General features: G+C 62.2%; 14 protein-coding genes. 1 reads left to right on the top strand and 13 read right to left on the bottom strand.

Translation table 11 applies throughout. The annotated features are described in order from the left end of the window. Positions 1–18: 18 nt before the first annotated feature. Genes TK42_RS25955 through TK42_RS25985 form a run of 7 tightly spaced genes read right to left on the bottom strand, consistent with a single transcriptional unit; the run spans position 19 to position 8,874 of the window. The gene (locus TK42_RS25955) at positions 19–957 is read right to left on the bottom strand and encodes an alpha/beta fold hydrolase (RefSeq protein ID WP_103735466.1); all 939 of its coding nucleotides are present in this window, start codon (positions 955–957) and stop codon (positions 19–21) included. 45 nt (positions 958–1,002) lie between these two features. Further along, positions 1,003–4,578 (bottom strand): beta-ketoacyl synthase N-terminal-like domain-containing protein, encoded by a 3,576-nt coding sequence (locus TK42_RS25960; RefSeq protein WP_103735467.1) that lies wholly within the window; start codon positions 4,576–4,578, stop codon positions 1,003–1,005. A gap of 11 nt (positions 4,579–4,589) precedes the next feature. Next, positions 4,590–5,333, bottom strand: coding sequence for a polyketide synthase (locus TK42_RS25965; RefSeq protein ID WP_032877017.1), 744 nt, complete (start codon positions 5,331–5,333; stop codon positions 4,590–4,592). 53 nt (positions 5,334–5,386) lie between these two features. Continuing rightward, positions 5,387–6,154, bottom strand: coding sequence for an enoyl-CoA hydratase/isomerase (locus TK42_RS25970; protein WP_032877018.1), 768 nt, complete (start codon positions 6,152–6,154; stop codon positions 5,387–5,389). After that, on the bottom strand, positions 6,151–7,416 hold the full coding sequence (locus TK42_RS25975; protein ID WP_032877019.1) for a hydroxymethylglutaryl-CoA synthase family protein: 1,266 nt from the start codon (positions 7,414–7,416) through the stop codon (positions 6,151–6,153). The genes TK42_RS25970 and TK42_RS25975 overlap by 4 nt, the downstream gene beginning before the upstream one ends. Next, the gene (locus tag TK42_RS25980; protein WP_103735468.1) at positions 7,413–8,651 is read right to left on the bottom strand and encodes a beta-ketoacyl synthase N-terminal-like domain-containing protein; all 1,239 of its coding nucleotides are present in this window, start codon (positions 8,649–8,651) and stop codon (positions 7,413–7,415) included. The genes TK42_RS25975 and TK42_RS25980 overlap by 4 nt, the downstream gene beginning before the upstream one ends. After that, a complete protein-coding gene (locus TK42_RS25985) occupies positions 8,638–8,874 on the bottom strand; it encodes an acyl carrier protein (RefSeq protein ID WP_032877021.1) in 237 nt (78 codons plus the stop codon). Before TK42_RS25985 ends, TK42_RS25980 begins: the two co-directional genes overlap by 14 nt. Before the next feature lie 161 nt (positions 8,875–9,035). On the opposite strand from TK42_RS25985, the gene TK42_RS25990 reads away from it, so the two are divergent. Then, positions 9,036–10,046: an NAD-dependent epimerase/dehydratase family protein gene (locus TK42_RS25990; protein WP_078820775.1), complete on the top strand. Its 1,011-nt coding sequence runs from the start codon at positions 9,036–9,038 to the stop codon at positions 10,044–10,046. A gap of 20 nt (positions 10,047–10,066) precedes the next feature. On the opposite strand, the gene TK42_RS25995 is transcribed toward TK42_RS25990, so the two are convergent. The 6 genes from TK42_RS25995 to TK42_RS26020 all read right to left on the bottom strand — a co-directional run. After that, complete coding sequence (locus TK42_RS25995) at positions 10,067–10,318, bottom strand: acyl carrier protein (protein WP_032877023.1); 252 nt, start codon at positions 10,316–10,318, stop codon at positions 10,067–10,069. Positions 10,319–10,374: 56 nt separating this feature from the next. Continuing rightward, positions 10,375–11,397 (bottom strand): zinc-binding dehydrogenase, encoded by a 1,023-nt coding sequence (locus TK42_RS26000; protein WP_032877025.1) that lies wholly within the window; start codon positions 11,395–11,397, stop codon positions 10,375–10,377. 23 nt (positions 11,398–11,420) lie between these two features. Continuing rightward, complete coding sequence (locus TK42_RS26005; protein WP_032877026.1) at positions 11,421–12,164, bottom strand: SDR family NAD(P)-dependent oxidoreductase; 744 nt, start codon at positions 12,162–12,164, stop codon at positions 11,421–11,423. A gap of 40 nt (positions 12,165–12,204) precedes the next feature. After that, positions 12,205–12,483, bottom strand: a complete 279-nt coding sequence (locus TK42_RS26010) for a phosphopantetheine-binding protein (protein WP_032881025.1) — start codon at positions 12,481–12,483, stop codon at positions 12,205–12,207. A gap of 78 nt (positions 12,484–12,561) precedes the next feature. Then, positions 12,562–13,821 carry an NADH:flavin oxidoreductase/NADH oxidase family protein gene (locus tag TK42_RS26015; RefSeq protein ID WP_032877027.1) on the bottom strand — a complete coding sequence of 420 codons (1,260 nt, stop codon included), beginning with the start codon at positions 13,819–13,821 and terminating at the stop codon, positions 12,562–12,564. A gap of 32 nt (positions 13,822–13,853) precedes the next feature. Next, positions 13,854–18,065: beta-ketoacyl synthase N-terminal-like domain-containing protein (locus tag TK42_RS26020; protein ID WP_146097899.1), on the bottom strand; the 4,212-nt coding region annotated here is incomplete at its 5' end.

Raw genomic sequence — 18,065 nt, forward strand, 5'->3', positions numbered from 1 at the left:
TGCCGCCGCCATCGCCCGTCAATCCACGTCTGCCTCACCCTGTCGACTGGCGGCCGATACAACTGACGGCGCACAAAAAGGGGTGAGAAAAGCAGGTGGCACGGTACGACAGTCAAACGCTTCCAGCGTTTGCAGAAACCCCAGCATAACCTTGGATACACTCTCTTGTGTATCAGAGAAAAGCGTGTAGTGCCCCCAATCGTCCATGATGCGCACCTGCGCATTGGGCAGAATCTCTCCCAGGCTCAGTGAGTCCTGGAACGACACCATGGTGTCTTGCCGCCCCCCTATCACCAGGACTGGCACGCTGATCGGGGCACACCACTGGCGATCCACTTCAGGCTCAGCGGCGCTTTGGATCAGGTACATATAGCGCAGCAATGCCTGGGGGCCGCTTTTGAAGGGAGCCTCCACCAAGCCGCGGATGCGCGCATCGGCCAGCCCTGTGAGGCGGGTGGCTGTCTGTTCCGTGTTATTGGCGAAGATGGTGTGGTACATGAAATCGAGCTTGGACTCATCTTCGACCAATATGCGACTGACCTTGCCAATGGCATCGCCAGCCACTGCGCTGTAGCGGCTATTGAAGAAATTCGGGCTGTTGAACAACAGCAGCGCCTCCAAGCGTGCGGGCCATCTGCGCGCATAAGCCAACGCGGTATGAATGCCGGTGCACCAGGCGGCCAGTACCACCGGGCCAGGAGCGAGCATGGCCATCAGGTGTTCCAGGTCGCGCACCTGATCGTCCAGCGCATATTCGCGAAACCTATCGTCATACGCCCCCGGCAATCCGCGCCGTTCCCAGGTGACAAAGCCAATACCGGCCGCCTGCAGCGCCTGGGCCACGCCCTGCGTCACGGCGTTGCCGATGCCCAGGGCATTGACGAACACCACGGTGCCACCCGGCGCCTGCGTGTGTAGCACCTCCAGGCTCAAGCCATCGTGCGTGATCAGTTGCATGCTGTGTGTCCCTCTCTTCACTGTGCCTGCTTGCCCCAAGGTGCCTCATGTACCGGTTTGTCGCTGCCCCGCCACGCCTGCTGCCAGATTGTTGATCTCGTCCCAGATGTGCAGCGAACGGCTTTGCCATGCCAACGGATAGCGGCTGGCGGCGGCCTGATAGAAATCCGCCGCGGCCTCCCGATCCGTCGCAGCCCGCCGGCAATACTCGTTCAGGGCCCAGCCATAGGCCGAAATCGCCAGGCCCGAACCCAGGCCGGCGTTGGGCGAGCCGGTGCCGGCTGCATCTCCTACCAACAACAGGTTGCCATCAACTACCCGTTCGGCCCTGCTGTGATGCACCGCAATACGTTGCGTCAACCAGTTGATCCCCTGGTGCTCGACGCCCCAGCTTTTGGCGAAGAAGTCAGCCTTGTCCAAAAGCAGCTCGAGCGCCGGTGGCGTCGGTGTGCTGCTGTAGAACGCCACGCCAAACTCTTTGCGCACAGGGTAGGCCAGGCCAAAAGCGCAGTGATCGAGACGCCCGCGCGAATCGAAGGCGAACTCATAGCTCAAGCGTGACGTCGCAACCTCACTGGCGCAGTGAAACACATACCAGCTCTCACTGCCCTGAGGGGTCTGCAGCAGCGTGCACTCGATGCCCGCGGCCTGGGCCACGGCACTGCGCGCACCGTCAGCGACCACAACCAGATCGGCATCGAGGGGGAATGACGGCGCACCTGCCGTTGCACTCAGCAACACTTGCCAGGTAGCGGGCCTGCTGTCGTCGGCGACCACCGTCGCCTGATGGTCGGCGATAAACCGCACGCCCCGCGCGCAAGCCTGTTCCATCAACACCGCCTGCAAGTCGGCCAGGGAAATGGCCATCACCGACTCACCCACGAACAGCTCGGCGACTGTCTCGTCTCCATACGCCATGCTTGCATCGATACTGTCGAGAATGCCGGCCGGCAACTCGCGGGAGAAATACCGGGTGCGCTGCCCGGCGCTATTGAGGTAGAAATCGTGTCGCACGATCCGTGCGGCGCGCCGTGCCACGGCATCCAGCACCCCGATGCTTTTCAGGTAGGGCAAGGTGTGAGGGTAAAGCGTGACCATTTGCATACGGTTGATCGCGGTACGCTTTTCGACCACATACACCTGCTCGAAACCATTGGCCGCCAGGGTCAGGGCTGCCACCAGGCCAGCCGGCCCGGCCCCCAGCACCACACCGCGTTTGCCGGCCCATGCCCGCTCCGGCAGCGCGGCGGGTTGGTGGGCAAAATCGAAGGCGTAGCCGTTGCGGTGGTACACCTGCAATTGTTCCGGCGCAACGTAGTTACTCGCCGCAGGCACACTCGGCACGATCGGCGTAGCGGTCGACGGCATCGGCTCGCTGACCGGAGGCGGCGTGGGAGCGAGCATTTGCTCAAGCTGTTCGATCAGCGCGCCGGCTGTCCTACACAGCACTAACTGCGGGCCGTCACGACTCTCATCCAGCCCCTCCAATGCCTGGCAAAGGCAAGCCGCCAGCACCAGCATGGTCACTGAATTCAAACCGTAATCAAGCAACGGCTTGCCCAATTGCAACGTGTGCGGATCGATTTGCGTCAGTGCGGCGATTTGCGCACGCACCACCTCATGCACATCCTCGGCGTTCGCCTCCAGCGCGATGGCTATCGCAGGCGCAGGCGTGGCGGATGTGTCAACGGTCGGCAGCCAACAGTGAACCTTGGCAAACGGATAAGTCGGCAGCTCGACGATGCGGCGGCCAGCACGCAGGCTGGCCTGGCGAGACACCTGTTGCAGGCTGATCTGTCCAACAACCCAGGCCCGGGCCTGCTCTTCCAGGCTCAACGTCTGGCGCTCAAGGGGCGCGGTATCCGGCACCTCGACCTCCTCAAGGTCACCATAGTGAATCACCACGCCGTCCACACTGCCCTGTTGCCGGTGAACACAGGCCAGCGCCGCATCCAGAGTGTCGAGCAAGGTGCCAGGTTGGCGCTGCACCCATGCCACACGGCAGTTCATGGCTTCACGACCCTGACTGAGGGTAAACGCCAAGTCATCCAGGGTGAGCGAAGGGGTGGCAGCCAATGCTCGCCGAGCACTGCCAAGCACAGCCTGCAGGCGCTCGTTAGTCGCTGCGGAAAAAACCAATAGCCACGGGCCTGGCGTTGAGACCGGCTCAACGGCGGCGGGTGCAGCGTCGTACGCCTGCAACAGCAGGTGGGCATTCGCACCGCCAGCGGCGAATGTATGCACAGCGGCACGGCGCGGTGTCGGCCAGGGCATGCCGCCAGGTGCATCGCTGGGATGGTGCCAATGCTCCAGGCTGCGCTGGGCCCGCAGCGGCGCCTCATCAGCGCGGGTTTGTGGATTAAGCGGTTCGGTCAGAATCGACGGCACCAGCACCCGGTCACGCAGTTGCAACGCCACCTTGATCACCTGCGCCAGGCCAATCGCGGCTTCTGCATGGCCAATGTTCGACTTCACCGAACCCAGACGGCAGTGTGGCAAGTGCGTATTGCGCGGCCCATAGACGCTTCGCAACGCCTGGAACTCAGCGACATCGCCCAGGGTTGCACCTGAGGCCGAGGTCTCGACGTAATCGACACTCCGGGGGTCGATGCCCGAGCGCTGGAAATGCCGCGACAGCAGGGTCTCGAACGCAGCAGCACTCGGCACGCTGTAGCCGGGTGTATAGCCTTTGTGGCTGATAGCGGTGGACTTGATCACCGCAGTGACCGTGTCACCTTCTTCAATCGCCTGTTTGAGCGGCTTGAGCAGCACCGCAGCCACGGTTTCACCGGGCAGGAACCCGTCTGCCTGCCCGTAGGCTCGAACCCCCGGATGACTGGCGAGCAGTTGCCCCTGGCACAACGCAATATATTTGAACGGGTGGATAGACAGATTCGTCGCCCCCACCACCGCCAACCGGCAACTGCCGCTGCGCAGGCTTTCGCAGGCCAGATGCAGCGCCGTTGCCGCCGAGGAACACATGGTGTCGAGCGCCAGGCTGGGACCCTTGAGGTTGAAAAAATGCGAAATCCGGTTGGCCATGCTTGCGGTCGATGACAAGGCTACCGTGGCCTTGCGCGGCACATCGGCGTCGAACGCGTGGTACTGCTGATACATCGAACCGGTAAACACCCCGACCTCGCCGTCGCAGGACTCAGCCAGGTAATCGCGGGTGTAGCCGATGCGTTCGAACAAGGTCCAGACCTCCTGCAAAAGCAGGCGCTCCTGAGGGTCCATCAACTGGGCTTCGCGCGGAGAAATGCCGAAAAACAGTGAATCGAAACGGTCCACATCCTCGATGAACCCGCCCCATCGGCAATACGCCCTGCCCGGCTCACCCTTTTGTGCACTGAAATACGTGTCGGTATCCCAGCGGGTCGCCGGCACTTGCGTAATGCTGTCTACGCCAGCACGCAAATTGTCCCAGAACTGCTCCACCGACGCCGCACCAGGAAAGCGTCCCGCCATGCTGATGATGGCAATATCGCCAGCTTCCACCGCCACGGGATCAGGGGTTTGCGCCGTCGGCTGGGGTGCCGGCAGCATACGCAGGCGTGCCTTGGCCTGCTCGATGCTCAGCCGGCCCTCGCGCAGTTCGTCGAGGATGGTCTTCAGGGTCATAAGGGTCTCTCTCACCGGCCAAACAAGGTTGAGATTCGCTCGCCGACTTCCGGCTGATGCATTGTCAACGCGTGCATCGCCAGCTCACGCTCAATGACCGCGGGGAGGTCTTCGCGCAGCTTGCGATTTAGATGGTGCTTGAGCGTGACCAGCGACAACCGGGGCTTGTCGGCCAACTCCATCGCCAACTCCAGGGCGTGGGCCAGCACCTGGGCACGCGGTAACACTGCAAACGGCGCGCCGCGTGCTTCAAGTAGCGCACCACTGTAGCTCTGCGCCGCCAGGAGCATTTCCTGGCCGAGGCTACCGAGCCGGGAGGGCAGAATATAGGTCGCGCCCATGCCGGGGGTAAAGCCGTACTTCATGAAGTTGGCGGTATACAGGCTCTCGCGGGACAACACCACGATGTCGCAGAACAAGCCCATTACCAGGCCGCCGCCGATAGCATGCCCCTGCATCGCGGCGATCACCGGGATCTTGCATTCAAATGCAAGGCTGTAGACATTGGCATCGGTAAAATCGCCACGCGTCTGGTTCAAGGCAAGCAGCCCTTCGCGGGTGCCGCCACTGCAAAAAAAACTGTCGTAGCCCGTGATCACCACTGCCTTGTAGGCGTCGCTGGCGTTGATTCGCGCATAGGCCTGTATCAATCCGTCGATCAACGCCGGCGTGAAGGTATTCTTATGCTCACGGTCCTGGAGCGTGAGCACCACTACCCCGTCGTCACGCGCCTGAAAATCGATGACACTGTCCATCGGCACTCCTCTTTGCAACGATTCGCCAGCCATGGGCGCGCCCGTCAGGCACATCAATCAGGCTCCCATGGGAACAGGCCGTGGCTGACATAGCGGTGGATGTTTTCGCGGGTGCGCGGGTTGCTGAATACCTGGTGATTTTGCTCGATGGCCATCTGTCGGGCGTCGAACGGTAACGTGGACAGCCTGTTCATATAGCCCTTGTATTGCTCGACGCCATGCTTGGACAGGCGCCGCAAGCGCAACAGGTGGCGGCGCAACAACGCATCGCTATCGCTTGCCACGTCGTCCGCCAGCCCCCACTGGCTGGCCTGTGCCGCACTGACCGGCTGGGTCGACAGCGTCAGGTAATGCGCGCGCTGGAAGCCCACGCGACGAATCAGAAACGGCAACACACACGCCGGCATTACGTCAAAGATGAGTTCCGAGAGGCTGAACTGGGCATCGGTATGGCTGAGAACGATGTCACTCGCAGCCACGAAGCCCATGCCCCCGGCGTTGGCCTTGCCCCGTACATGACTCACCGTGATGAACGAACCGGTAACCATACGCTGCCAGATTTCATAGAGCCGCTCTGGTTGATGGCGTTCGCTGGCGCCGCGCACGGCGTCGTCATGCATGCCTTGGAAATCTGCGCCGAAACAAAAAACCTCGGGCCCGCCTTCAAGCACCAGCACGGTCGAATGCGCCTGGCAGTGTTCCAATACCCATAGGCATTCGTCGACCATTTGGCGGTTGATCGTATTGTTCGACTCAGGACGCGCAAAACGCAGGAATGCCAGGCTGCCTTCAGTGCGAAACTCGGTGGCCTGGAAGTTCATGGCTGGAAACTGTATTCGCGGTGGTAACCGTTGATCGCGCTTAACAGTAACTTGCCCGACAACCCTCCCGCCGCGATTACGCTGTCGGTGACTGGACAGGCGACGGTGTGGTCGCGGGTACCAAACCGCACGGCGTCATTGCCCAGCAGGATTGACTCGTACTCAGCCAGGCTCAGGCTATAGCGACTATCGAGTTGTTGTGCGATGGCCTGGGCAGACAGATGATCACGACTCTGGGGCGTGACCGTACCGCTGAAAAACTCCGAGCAGCAACCCGAGCCATAGGAAAAGCATCCAATACGCCGAGGCTCATCGAACCGCGCGGTGCTGATGATGCCGGCCAGGGACAGAAACATCGTGGCCCCCATGATATTGCCCACGCGTTGGCAGTACGCCAGCCCGGGCGCCACACGCTGGGCGAAATCAGCTTCGATGGCTGGCGGGTCGGCTGGCGCGAACTTGCGCATCATCAAGCGGTGCGCGCCTTTGACCATGCCACCAAAAGGCGTGTGAAACGCCAGGTAGTCGAACGTGCGCGCATAGTCCACGTCGTCGACCCGAAGGCGATATTCATTGAAGGTTTGCTCACAGCAATCCAGGTACGACATCAACGATAGATCGGCGTCCCCGGCTTCGCTGTCGGGCTCCGGCCGACAGGTGTCCATCACCTCGAAGCTGTAATAACCACTGGCGCCGATGTCGAGGCTGAATACATGCGGCTTGTCACTGATCAACATGGCCACTGCGCCCGCACCGCCACTGGGTTCCGAAAAAGCCCAGTCCTGCGCTGCGGCGCCGCCTTCACCAATCATCAGGAAGCGACACAGGTCCACTGCGACCACCAGTGCCTTGGCATTGGGCGAGGTCTGGGACAACACGAACTGCACCGCGCTATGAAAACCGGCAGTGCCCGAGTAGCAGGCCTGCTTGAGTTCGAAAACCCGGCAGTTTTTTTTCAACCCCAAGTAGTCATGCACATAAGTACTGACGGACTTGCCGAAATCGATTCCCGACTCGGTACAGGTAATCAACAACTCAATCTGATCGCGCTCTTGCGGGCTCAAGGCATCGATCAGTGGCTTGGCGGCATTCACGGCAAACGTCACCGGGTCCTCGCTGTGCAACGCCACGCTCTTTTCGTGCATCAGCAGGTTGCCGAAACGCTGGGAGTCCAGCTTGCGGTGTCGCGCAAGCATGGTCACATCCAGGCTCGCCGCGCCGCCAAATACGTTCATTGCCTCGATACCCACTTGCCTCGTCATTGCAGCCTTCCTGAGTTTTCCAGACACAACGCTGTATTGATGCCGCCGAAGCCATAGCTGAGGTTGAGTGCACAGCGCAGGGCGTGCTGTTCAGCGCGGTCGCAGACCCATGCGAACCCGGTATCCAGGGGGTGATCCAGGTTGCGGTTGGGGTGCAGTTGCCCGGCCTTCATTTGCAGTACCGTGGCTATGGTCTCCACCAGCCCGGCAGAAGCCAGGCCATGACCGATGAGGGACTTGGTCGCGTTGATCGACGCCTCGCGCAAGCCGCAATGAGCCAAGGCACGCAGTTCGGTTTCATCACCCAGTACCGAGCCACTGCCGTGCGGGTTGATATAGTCCACCTGGCGCGCCCGCCAGCCCGACTTGTCCAGGGCCTGGCGGATCACACAGGACTCCCCGTCAAACGAAGGGTTGGGGTTGCGATTGCCGTCCATCGCCACTGACCAGCCGGCAATCCGCGCATACGGCGAAACGCCACGGCGGCGCACGCTGGCCTCGCTTTCAATCACCACGACTGCACTGGATTCACCGTAGATGAACCCATCGCGATCACGGTCAAAAGGGCGGCACGCCAGGGCCGGACTCTCGGCAAAACGGTCCGAGCCCATCGCCCCCAGGGAGCGAAAGCCATGGCACTCCCAATACGACAGATCCATCACCGGCGCCAAGGCAATGCACACGTCCACATCCCCGGCTCGCACAGCCTGGGCCGCATTGATAATCGCCATCTGCCCACTGGCCGACGCAGCCCCCAGAGTGTAAGCGAACCCCCGAATGGGGAAGCGCTCGGTGCAAACTCCACACAGGTCGGTATCGAGAAACTGCGTCGCGTAGCTGGGCTTGATGAAGTACGGGGTCAGCGCGCAAGGCGCATGGGCCTGCTCGATGGCGCGCTGCTGGAAGTTAGAGCCACCGACCACCAGGCCGATACGCGTCGGGTCACACTGATCCAGCTGCGCATCCGCCCACGCTTCTGCCAAGGTCGCCAGGGCAATGCGCGCAGAGAACGACATACCCCGCGAACCGGATTCCAGGTTGGCGCCGGCTTGCTCGTCCACATCGATTTCAGCACCGATGAATGTGCTTTCCAACTGACGACCCGGGCGGCGCATCATCGAAAAAGCATGATTGCCAGCCAGCAAGGCCTGGATAAAGTCATGCTGACCGGTGCCGATGGACGAAGCCACGCCCAGCCCGCTGATCAACAGCCCTTGCGTGTCAGAGCTTGCCATGAAGCAACTCGGCCAATTCGCCGATATTGCGAGCGGCCTGCGTCTGCACCATTGGCATGCGCAACCCAAGGGCGCTCAAAGTCATGGCGACGATGTCGGCGCGGTCCATCGAATTGGCGCCCAGGTCCACCAGGCGGTCGTTCCGGGCGATGGGTTGTTGAAGCTCAGGGAGGGTTTCGCGGGCATGCTTGACGATCAAATCGAAGACTTCGGCCTGGGTCATTTATCTATCCTTTAGCCGGCTCAACCGGTGGTTGCTCAGGGGGTGCAGCGACTAACTTAGCGGATCGAAATCGGCGGGAAACCTATAAGACCTTGTAGTAGTCAGTGATCGCGGTCTGGGCTATACCCAGCAACCGTGTGAACACCCAAGGATCGCTACCGATGCCCCGACACATCTGTATCACCGGCGCCTCAGGCTTTCTGGGCAGCCATATTGTGGAAAAGCTGCTGCACCACGGCTGCACCGTCGACGCCCTGTTGCGCCGCCCCACTGCGCATTTGCAAGGCCTGGCAGCCCGCCACGCGCAACTGCGCCTACACGTAGTCGACCTGGCGCAGCCAGGCGCGTGCAATGCCCTGTTCAGTGAGTGCGACACCGTTATTCACTGCGCCGCCAGCGTCACTAACAACGCCCGGCCCGGCTCGCGGCTTTGGCAGCAAACCCTGGAAATGAATGTCAACGGCACGCAAAACGTAATCGACGGCATACGCCAGGCCGCCAGCGTGCGCACCTTCGTGTACACCTCGTCGATGGCGGCCATTCTGTCGCCAGACATGCCAGCCGGGCACGCCTTCAGCGAGGCCGACTGGAACCATGCCTCCCTGGAAGCCAGCGACCCATACTGGTATTCCAAGACAGCCGCCGAGCGACTGGTGACGGACGCCTTCCAGCCCTGGCCCTGCGAGCCTCGCGTGGTGTGCATCAACCCATCGGTGATCATCGGGCCGGTGCTCGACCCCCGGCATGCTGCCACCAGCATTGCCATCCTCCATGACCTGCACACGGGCAAGACACCGGCCTGCCCGGACCTGAACTTTCATTTCGTGGATGTGCGCGACCTGGCCGAACTGCATGTGCGCGCGGCGCTGGATGACGTCATTGAGGGGCGCTTTATCGTGCCGGGCCATGAGGCTTCGATGCTGGAACTGGCCACAATGATCAAGCAGCGCTTTCCCGACAGCAAGGCACCCCAAAGACGAGCACCCGACTGGTTGATGTACCTCAGCGCGATGCTGAACCCACGCCTGTCGCGTCGCTATCTGCGACAGAACCTTGGCGTGCGCCGGGTATTCGATGACCAGCGCGCCAGGCGCGCCTTTCAATTGAGCTATCGGCCGCTGGAACACAGCGTCGCCGATACCCTTCAATCATTATCCCCGACAGCACCCTGAATCAAGGTAGCGCAGGGCACCTAGCCATGCGCTACCAGGAGATTGACCAGATCGCCTACGGTGTCAAACTTGTAGGCCTCGTTGTTCAGTTGTGCAAACTGGAAATTCGAGCGTTCCTGCAAGCGCGTGAGCAATATCAGCTTGTGCAGGGAATCGATGCCCAGTTCACCCTGCAAGTGCGTTTCAGTCTCGATCGACGCCGTCTCCCATCCCGGCAACTTCAACTCACGGATCGACTCACTGACCGTTTGCTGCGCCACGTTGATTTCCATCTTCACCTCCTCCTACAAGCGACAAAAACGCCGGCGCGTGCAGGCGCCGGCGCGGATTAGAATTGCAATACGATCTTGCCGAACACATCCCGCTCGCGCAGGCGCTGCAAGCCACTTTCGAAACCGGCCACCGGCATCACGCAGTCGATCACGGGCAACACGCCCTGCTGGATCAACGCCAATGCATCGCGCAGCCCACTCAGGGGCGCACCGAAAGAGCCATGAATGTGAATTTGCTGATTGAACAGGTGCATCAGGTTAGTGGGCGCCTCCACGCCTGTGGTCGAGCCGCAGATCACCAGGCGGCCGCCACGCGCCAGGCTCAGGAGACTCTGCTCCCAGGTATCGGCCCCCACATGCTCGAACACCACGTCGACCCCGCGGCGTGCCGTCTGCTCGCGAATCACCCGCAGGAATCGTTCCTCACGGTAATCAATCACATATTCGGCGCCCAATGCCCGGGCACGCTCAACCTTGTCGGCACGACCAACCGTTGCGAATACCGTGACGCCCAGGTGACGGGCCAGGCGAATGGCGATTGAGCCGATCCCGCTGCCTCCCGCGTGCACCAGCAGGGTTTCGCCGCTCATCAGGCGTGCGTTGTCGATCAACATATGGTGCACCGTGGCGAAGGTCACCGGCGCGCAGGCCGCCATTTCCATGGGCACGCCAGCAGGTATCGGCACCAGCATACGCAGCGGGACATCGACGTACTCGGCGGCAACCCCGTCGCAATGAAACCCCATTACGCCGGGCGAGTCGGCGCACAGGTTCTCCCGGCCGGCTAGACAGGCCGGGCAGCACCCACAAAATACACTGGGGTAGATCGCCATGGCCTGCCCGATCAGTTCGGGGTCACTACCTGGCCCCACGTCCTGCACAAAGCCTGCGCCTTCGGCACCCACCGTGACAGGCAATGTCCGTCGTGCGAAGGCCATCCCGCGGTAACCGAAAAGATCCAGGTGATTAAGCGTCATGAACGCCATGCGCACCCGTGCGTGACCCGGCGCGGGCCTGGCAGGCAACACCAGCTCGCGCAGCGCCAGGCGCTGTTTATCAACCAGTTGAAGCGCCCGCATCAAACCTCCTCATTACAGGTTGGCTAGCCGGCCATGCTGCGTGACAGGCCACCATCGACGGTGAGATGTTGCCCGTTGATGTAGCTGCCGGCCTCTGAAAACAAAAACGCCGCCAGCCCCGCCACTTCTTCCGGCGAACCATAGCGACCCGCTGGGATCCGCCGGTCGATGGCCGAACGCTGTTCGGCGTAGCGATCCAGCAGTGCCGTCTCGATAAAACCCGGCTCGATACAATTGATCGTAATAGCGCGTGAGGCGACTTCGGTCATGCTCGAACGTACAAAACCCCGCAGCGCTGCCTTGCTGCTGGCGTACAACGCATTTCCCTTCATACCGAAGTCGGCTGCGACCGAGCCGATGCACAGGATTCTGCCTGCGCGGCGCATGGACATGGGCCGCACCAGGGCCTGGTACAACTGCACAAATGCCCAGAAATTGACTTGCATCATGTGCCGCGCGGTATCCAGGTCCGCAACGGCGGCCAGGCTGTCCTGGCTGACGCCCGCGCAATGCACCAGACCATAAATGTCTTCTGCCTCCAGCGAGCGGCACAGGCCCTCCACGGCCAAGGCATCGCCCAGGTCGCAGCCAACCCAGCGTGCGCTGCCTGCGCCGTATCGGGCGTCCAGCTCTTCGCACAAGGCAACGCCCGCGCTGATGCCACGGTGCCCGACAATCAATACGACAAACCCGGCCTGCACCAACGCCGTGGAAATACTGGCGCCAATGCCTCGGCCGCCGCCGGTAACGACTACCTGCCTACGCATGCCTGAATCTTCCGGGGCCAACCGACGGCCCAGGTATCACTCATGCCGAGGCTGCCGCACGAGCAGCGATCTGGGCAACGAAGTGTTCCATCACGAAGTAATCAGTCATTGCCGCGTTGCCTTCGTTGACGGCACTCATCCATTGGCCCACCGGGATACGGATGTCGTAGTGCTTCTCGATGCAGAACACCGCATCGAGAAAATCCACGCTATCGATCCCCAGATCGGCGAACAAGTTGGTGGTCGGTTCGATATCGCCGGGTTGAACCTTGCAACTGGAAGCCAGCGTACTGACTACGAACGTATAGATTTCTTCCATGTACATGTTCCGCCTTTCAGGGTTCATGGGAGGGACTGTCGGGCGCAATGTACAAGAGTGCCCAAGGGCTGCCACCTATCAGCGCTTATAGGTTGAGCACTGCGTACTGCGCTTTTTCCTGGCGCAGGCGGCAAAATCCAGCAGGGTCTTGCCCAGGCTGAGCCACTCGCTCAGGCCGGGCTTAGGCAACTGGTGGCGGGCCATACGTTGCAATTGATGTTCGTACCACGACACATCGAGCGTCGCGATGCGGTCCAGGGCGGCAAAGCCTGTACTCAAGGGCCGCAGGTCGACACGGTAAGTGGCTTCGGACAACAGCTTGACCGGCATGTCCGGCTCCAGCGCCAGTGGACGTGCCAGCCCAATGAAGTCGGTGGCCGCGTCTCGCAGCGCCGCGGTCATCGCAGCGCCAGAGCGGAAACCACCGGTGACTACCAACGGCAGCGTACTGACCTCGCGCACCCTGGCCGCGTAATTGAGAAAGTAGGCTTCGCGCTCGCGGGTGCTGGCGGCCTGGTTGCCGACCATCACCGGGCTTTCGTAGGTGCCGCCGGATATTTCCAGTTGATCGAGCCCCAAATTGCCAAGGGCTACCACCACCTGCAACGACTCCTCTTCGGTAAAGCCACCCCGCATGAAGTCCGCCGAGTTGAGTTTGATCCCCACTGGAAACGCGTCACCCACCACGCTGCGGATCGCCTGGTAGACCCGGACCAAAAAGCGCATGCGGTTGGCCAGGCTCCCGCCCCACTGGTCGCTACGCTGATTGTGCAGCGGTGACAGGAACTGGTTGATCAGATAGCCATGGGCCGCGTGGATCTGCACGCCAGTGAACCCGACGACCTTGGCCAGTCGCGCACTGGTGGCGAACTGCGCAATGATCTTTTCGATGCCGTCCTCAGTCAGTGCGCGCGGGCAATTGAAGTGTTTTTCCAGCCCGCTGCCCAGGCTGATGGCCGATGGCGCCACCGGCTCGTCGCACAGCAGCTTGATGATCTGCTTGCCCGGATGGTTGAGTTGGGCCCATAGGTGCGTGCCATGGCTACTGCCTGCCAGGGCCCAGCGCCGGAATGCATTCAGGTCGCTGTGGGCATCCAGCACGACGTTTCTCAACTCGCCGATGGCATTGCGATCGACCATGATGTTGCCGGATATCGACAAACCTATGCCGCCCTGTGCCCACTGGCGGTAGAGGTTCTCCATGCCAGACCCTGGATCATGGCGTCGATCTCCGAGCTGTTCGCTCATGGCGGCCTTGACCAGGCGGTTTTTCAGGCGCACGCCATTGGGCAGCACGAAGGAGCTGCCCAGATCGGGCAGCGCTGGACTCTGGTCCATGGTCACATTCCTTGAGAGTGAAGAGTGATCGGTCATTGGGTGGCGGCCTCGTTCCGGCTTTGCAGGAATTCGGCCAGGGCACGAATGGTGGCGTGCTGTACCAGCCAGCGCGGCTCCACCAGCCAACCCAAGGCCCGACTCAATGCCGAAGACACCTGCATGGCGCCCACCGAGTCCATGCCATACCGGGAAAACGCGGTGTCCAGGTCAGGCTCATCAACCACCAGCACCCGCTCAATCACTTCGCGCACTTGCTCAAGCAGTGCACCCGCGCCGACCGTTGCCGGCCGGGGTGCGCTGGGGAAGAACAAGCGGTCGAGACGGTCAATGGTCGCCTCATCCAGAGCGTCGAGTTCAAAGCGGCTGAGCACTTTGCACCATTGCGCGGCATCCGGCGTCGCTCCGGCCTCGCACGCCTGTTCCCAGGCGTGCAGTTGGGCGTGCAAGCCGATGGCATCGCCAGCCGGCGGCACACTCGACGCGGGTAAAGGTTCGATGCCCAGACCGCGACAGGCCAGGGCCGGATCGAGCACTTTCATCGCGCCGACCACACCCGGTTCGGCGCCGGTATGCAGGTACTCGAACGCCGACTGCATGTCGATCAGCCCTAACCCAAGGGCCTGCAAATGCGCCGGGCGATTGGCCGGCATGTATCGATCCACGCACCAGGCACCCCAGGTGCAAGCACTCGATACGCCATGACGCTTGCCCTGGCGCTCAAGCGTCTGACGGTAGCGCACGAAAGCATTCTGGAACGCGGCGGCATACCCGTAATCGGCTGAACCACGGATGCCATAGGCTGCCATGGACGAAAACACGGTGAAAAACGCCAGGGGTTGATCGGCAGTGGCCAGATCCAGGTTTATCGTGCCCTTGACCTTGGCCCCAATCGAGCGTTCGAACGCCTCCCACTGCTTGGCCACAATCAAGCCGTCATCCACTAGCCGCGCCAAGTGAATCACACCCTGCAAAGGCCCGGCCGCCTGCACGCGACGCTCGACCACCTGTTGCAGCGCCGGCAGGTCAGTGATGTCGACGCTGCTGTAATCGACCGTGGCGCCCAATGCGCGCAGCACATCGCAGCGAGCCTGTTGCTCGGCGTTCGGCGCCGAGCGCGAGACGATGCTCAGGCGCGCCTGGAAGGTGCCCGCCAGTTCCTGGCACAACAACTCGCCCACCGGCCCCAGCCCGCCCACTACCAGGTAATGGCCATCGCGGCGAAAGCGCGGGGCTTGCGCCTCAGCCGCCTCACGCTGAACCAATAGCCGGCGCAAACGCTGGGTACCCTGGTACTTGACCACGGCTGGCGCACTGCCCTGACGGTCGGCGGCCAGCCATTCACGCACAATCAGCTGTAAATCGCTGGCGGGGCCGGCCACGGCGTCACATTCCAATAACGTCCAGCCGTGCCGAGCATTCTCCAGGCTCGCGGAAGCCGCAAAACCGCTGATTGCCTGGGCGTCACAGTCGCTGCCGGAACCGCTTGCGCGATACACGTGGAAGCACTCCACGGCATGCTCCCAATCGGTCGCCATCAGATGCCGGCTGACCTCCAACACTTGCTTGATCGCGTCCAACCCTCCGGGTGGCGACGCCCTCCCGTCGCTGGAGTTCTCACCGATGAAGAAGATCACCTCGGGTAACGCCCCCCGAGCCGGCAGTGCATCCGGCAGCAGGCGCTGGACGGACGGCGGCGGGCTCCCTGCCTGCGCCCACAGCGTGCAGAGCAGTTGGCTGAAGGCATCGAAACGCGCTTGTTCACGAGTGACCACCGCCACGCGCGCGCCAGACCTGGCCTTGATGCTTGCTGCCCAGTCAAAGTTGCTCGGCAGGTCGTGAGCCCGCCATTGCTCCGCGCAGAACAACCACTGGCCCGCCACCTCCTCTGCCGGTACCGCCGTCGGCTCCTCGACCTCGGGCGCCGATACCCAATAGGACTGACGCAAGAACGGATAGGTTGGCAACGGCACGCGACGCCGCTCATCGGCCATGAACAGGCTGGAATAATCCAGCTCATACCCTTGTACAAACGCTTGCGCCAGGGAGGTCAATGCCTCGCCACGTGTCGATTGATCGCGATTGCCCATCAGACGAATCAGGCACTCGCGGGCCGCCTGCAGCACCTCCTGTTGTTCAACGAAACGGCGTACGTCCCAATGCCCGCTATGCACCGTCGCCTCGTCGCGCCCCTGCAACCAGCCTTCAAGACTTTGCTGCAATTGCCCGGCGTCATGGGTGACCATGGCCAGGCGCCATTCGTGGTGCTTGCGCCCCGCCATCAGCGTATAGGCCATCGCTGCCATGTCCAACCGTTGCACGGCCACACAGTGGGCAGCCAGATTGCTCGCCTGCTCGCGCAATTGCTGCGCGGAGCGCGCCGACAGCACTACCAGCCAGGGCCCGGCCCCGGACGCGCCGCGCTGTTGTGGAAGCGGCGCCTGCTCCATCACCAGGTGAGCGTTGGTACCGCTGAACCCGAAGGAGCTGACCGAGGCACGCCGTGGCACACCGTCGAGTGTGGCCCAGGGACGCAGTTGATCCGGCACATAAAAGGGGCTGCCCTGAACGGCGATGGCCGCATTGGCCTGGGTGAAACCCGCTGCCGGAGGCAACTGGCCGTGGCGCAGCGCCAGCGCCACCTTCAGCACACCGGCGACTCCGGCCGCAGTCACACAATGCCCAAGGTTGGATTTGATCGACCCCAGGGCACAGTAGCCTGCCTGCTGCCCAGGTCGGGCGAACGCTCGCGTCAAGCCTTCGAATTCGATCGGGTCGCCAAGCGGTGTACCCGTCCCATGGGCCTCCACCATCGAAATCGTACCCGGCTCAATCGCGAAGTCACGGTGCACCTGGCGAATCAGCCGCTCCTGGGATTGCGCGCTCGGCGCAGTGATGCCATTGCTGGCGCCATCCTGGTTACTGCCAATACCGCTGATCACGCCATGAATATAATCGCCATCCGCCTGCGCCTGGCGAAGGCGCTTGAGGATCAGCACACCGACGCCTTCGGCGGGGACGAAACCGTCGGCACGCGCATCGAACGCGTGACAATGCCCGCTGGGCGAGAGCATGCCGGCGGTTTGCGCCGCCTGATAAAACCCGTCGGTTGACTGCACGAACACACCGCCGGCCAGGGCCATGCCGATCTCCTCGGTCCAGAGCGCCTGGCATGCCAGGTGGATCGCGACGAGCGAACTGGAACAGGCGGTATCCACGGCAATGGCCGGGCCCTGTAAATCCAGATGGTAGGCGATACGTGCAGGAATGATCGAGCTGGCGTTGCCCCAGAAGGCTTGCGCGGGCGCAGCTTCAGCGAACAGGCTGCGATAGTCGCTGGCACTGGCGCCTACATAAACCCCCACCGGTTGCCCCTCAGTCGCCTGCCCTACGTAGCCGGCATCTTCCAGTGCCGTCCAGGCCTGCTCGAGGAACAGCCGCTGCTGCGGATCCATGCAAGTGGCTTCAAGGCCAGAGATGTTAAAGAACGACGCGTCGAACTCATCGATCCGGGATAACAGGCCACCGCGCTGGCACAGGCCCTTTCCTGACACATCGGCTTGGGAGCTGCGTAGGTCCCAGCGCTCGACCGGGGTGGTCAGGTCGCGGCCTTGGGCCAGATGTTCCCATAATTGATCGAGGGATTCGGCGCCGGGAAAGCGGCCGCTCATACCAATGATTGCAATGGGTTCTCGCACGAAGGACTCGGGCGACTGAACCCTTGGCGCCGGGGCGGCGGCAGGCGAGGACGCCGTCGGCACTGCAACGGCCAAGGGCGCGACCGGTGCGGCTGCCGCACGTGTCACCGCGGGCTGCGGTAAGTGCGCGCCATGTTGCTCGACAATATGCCGGGCCAGACGCGTGGCGGTAGAAAAGTCGAAGAGTGCCGTAGTGCCCAGGTCGATACCCAGGCGCTCATTCAATACCCGTACCAGGTTGACGCCGGTGATCGAGTCAAGCCCGTAATCGGAGAATGACTCCTGTGGATCGATCACCTCCAGGGCGACCTTCAATGCCTTGGCCACACTGGCCATGACTTCCTGGCGCACCTGGGTAAATTGATCCGCGGCCGCGGCCGGTACCGGTGCCGCCACGCCGTGTTGCGGCGCAGCAGCAGGCTGGGCGGCCAAAGCCACCTTCGGCGCCGCTGGTTGGCTGACACGCCGAGGCACCTGCACGACCCCGTTGCTGCGCGCCATCACCACTTGCTGTCCCAGCCCATGAAACGCCTGGCACGGGAACATCAC

It is taken from the genome of Pseudomonas sp. GZJR-8, assembly GCF_002916705.1.
Classification (GTDB): Bacteria; Pseudomonadota; Gammaproteobacteria; order Pseudomonadales; family Pseudomonadaceae; genus Aquipseudomonas; species Aquipseudomonas synxantha_A.

Excerpts from the sequence above, each read along its gene's own strand:
- TK42_RS26005 (WP_032877026.1), bottom strand. The coding sequence starts at position 12,164 with ATGCGTAGGCAGGTAGTCGTTACCGGCGGCGGCCGAGGCATTGGCGCC.
- TK42_RS25965 (WP_032877017.1), bottom strand. The coding sequence starts at position 5,333 with ATGGACAGTGTCATCGATTTTCAGGCGCGTGACGACGGGGTAGTGGTG.
- TK42_RS25990 (WP_078820775.1), top strand. The coding sequence starts at position 9,036 with ATGCCCCGACACATCTGTATCACCGGCGCCTCAGGCTTTCTGGGCAGC.
- TK42_RS25960 (WP_103735467.1), bottom strand. The coding sequence starts at position 4,578 with ATGACCCTGAAGACCATCCTCGACGAACTGCGCGAGGGCCGGCTGAGC.
- TK42_RS25975 (WP_032877019.1), bottom strand. The coding sequence starts at position 7,416 with ATGACGAGGCAAGTGGGTATCGAGGCAATGAACGTATTTGGCGGCGCG.
- TK42_RS26000 (WP_032877025.1), bottom strand. The coding sequence starts at position 11,397 with ATGCGGGCGCTTCAACTGGTTGATAAACAGCGCCTGGCGCTGCGCGAG.
- TK42_RS25955 (WP_103735466.1), bottom strand. The coding sequence starts at position 957 with ATGCAACTGATCACGCACGATGGCTTGAGCCTGGAGGTGCTACACACG.
- TK42_RS26015 (WP_032877027.1), bottom strand. The coding sequence starts at position 13,821 with ATGGACCAGAGTCCAGCGCTGCCCGATCTGGGCAGCTCCTTCGTGCTG.
- TK42_RS25980 (WP_103735468.1), bottom strand. The coding sequence starts at position 8,651 with ATGGCAAGCTCTGACACGCAAGGGCTGTTGATCAGCGGGCTGGGCGTG.
- TK42_RS25970 (WP_032877018.1), bottom strand. The coding sequence starts at position 6,154 with ATGAACTTCCAGGCCACCGAGTTTCGCACTGAAGGCAGCCTGGCATTC.
- TK42_RS25985 (WP_032877021.1), bottom strand. The coding sequence starts at position 8,874 with ATGACCCAGGCCGAAGTCTTCGATTTGATCGTCAAGCATGCCCGCGAA.
- TK42_RS25995 (WP_032877023.1), bottom strand. The coding sequence starts at position 10,318 with ATGGAAATCAACGTGGCGCAGCAAACGGTCAGTGAGTCGATCCGTGAG.
- TK42_RS26010 (WP_032881025.1), bottom strand. The coding sequence starts at position 12,483 with ATGGAAGAAATCTATACGTTCGTAGTCAGTACGCTGGCTTCCAGTTGC.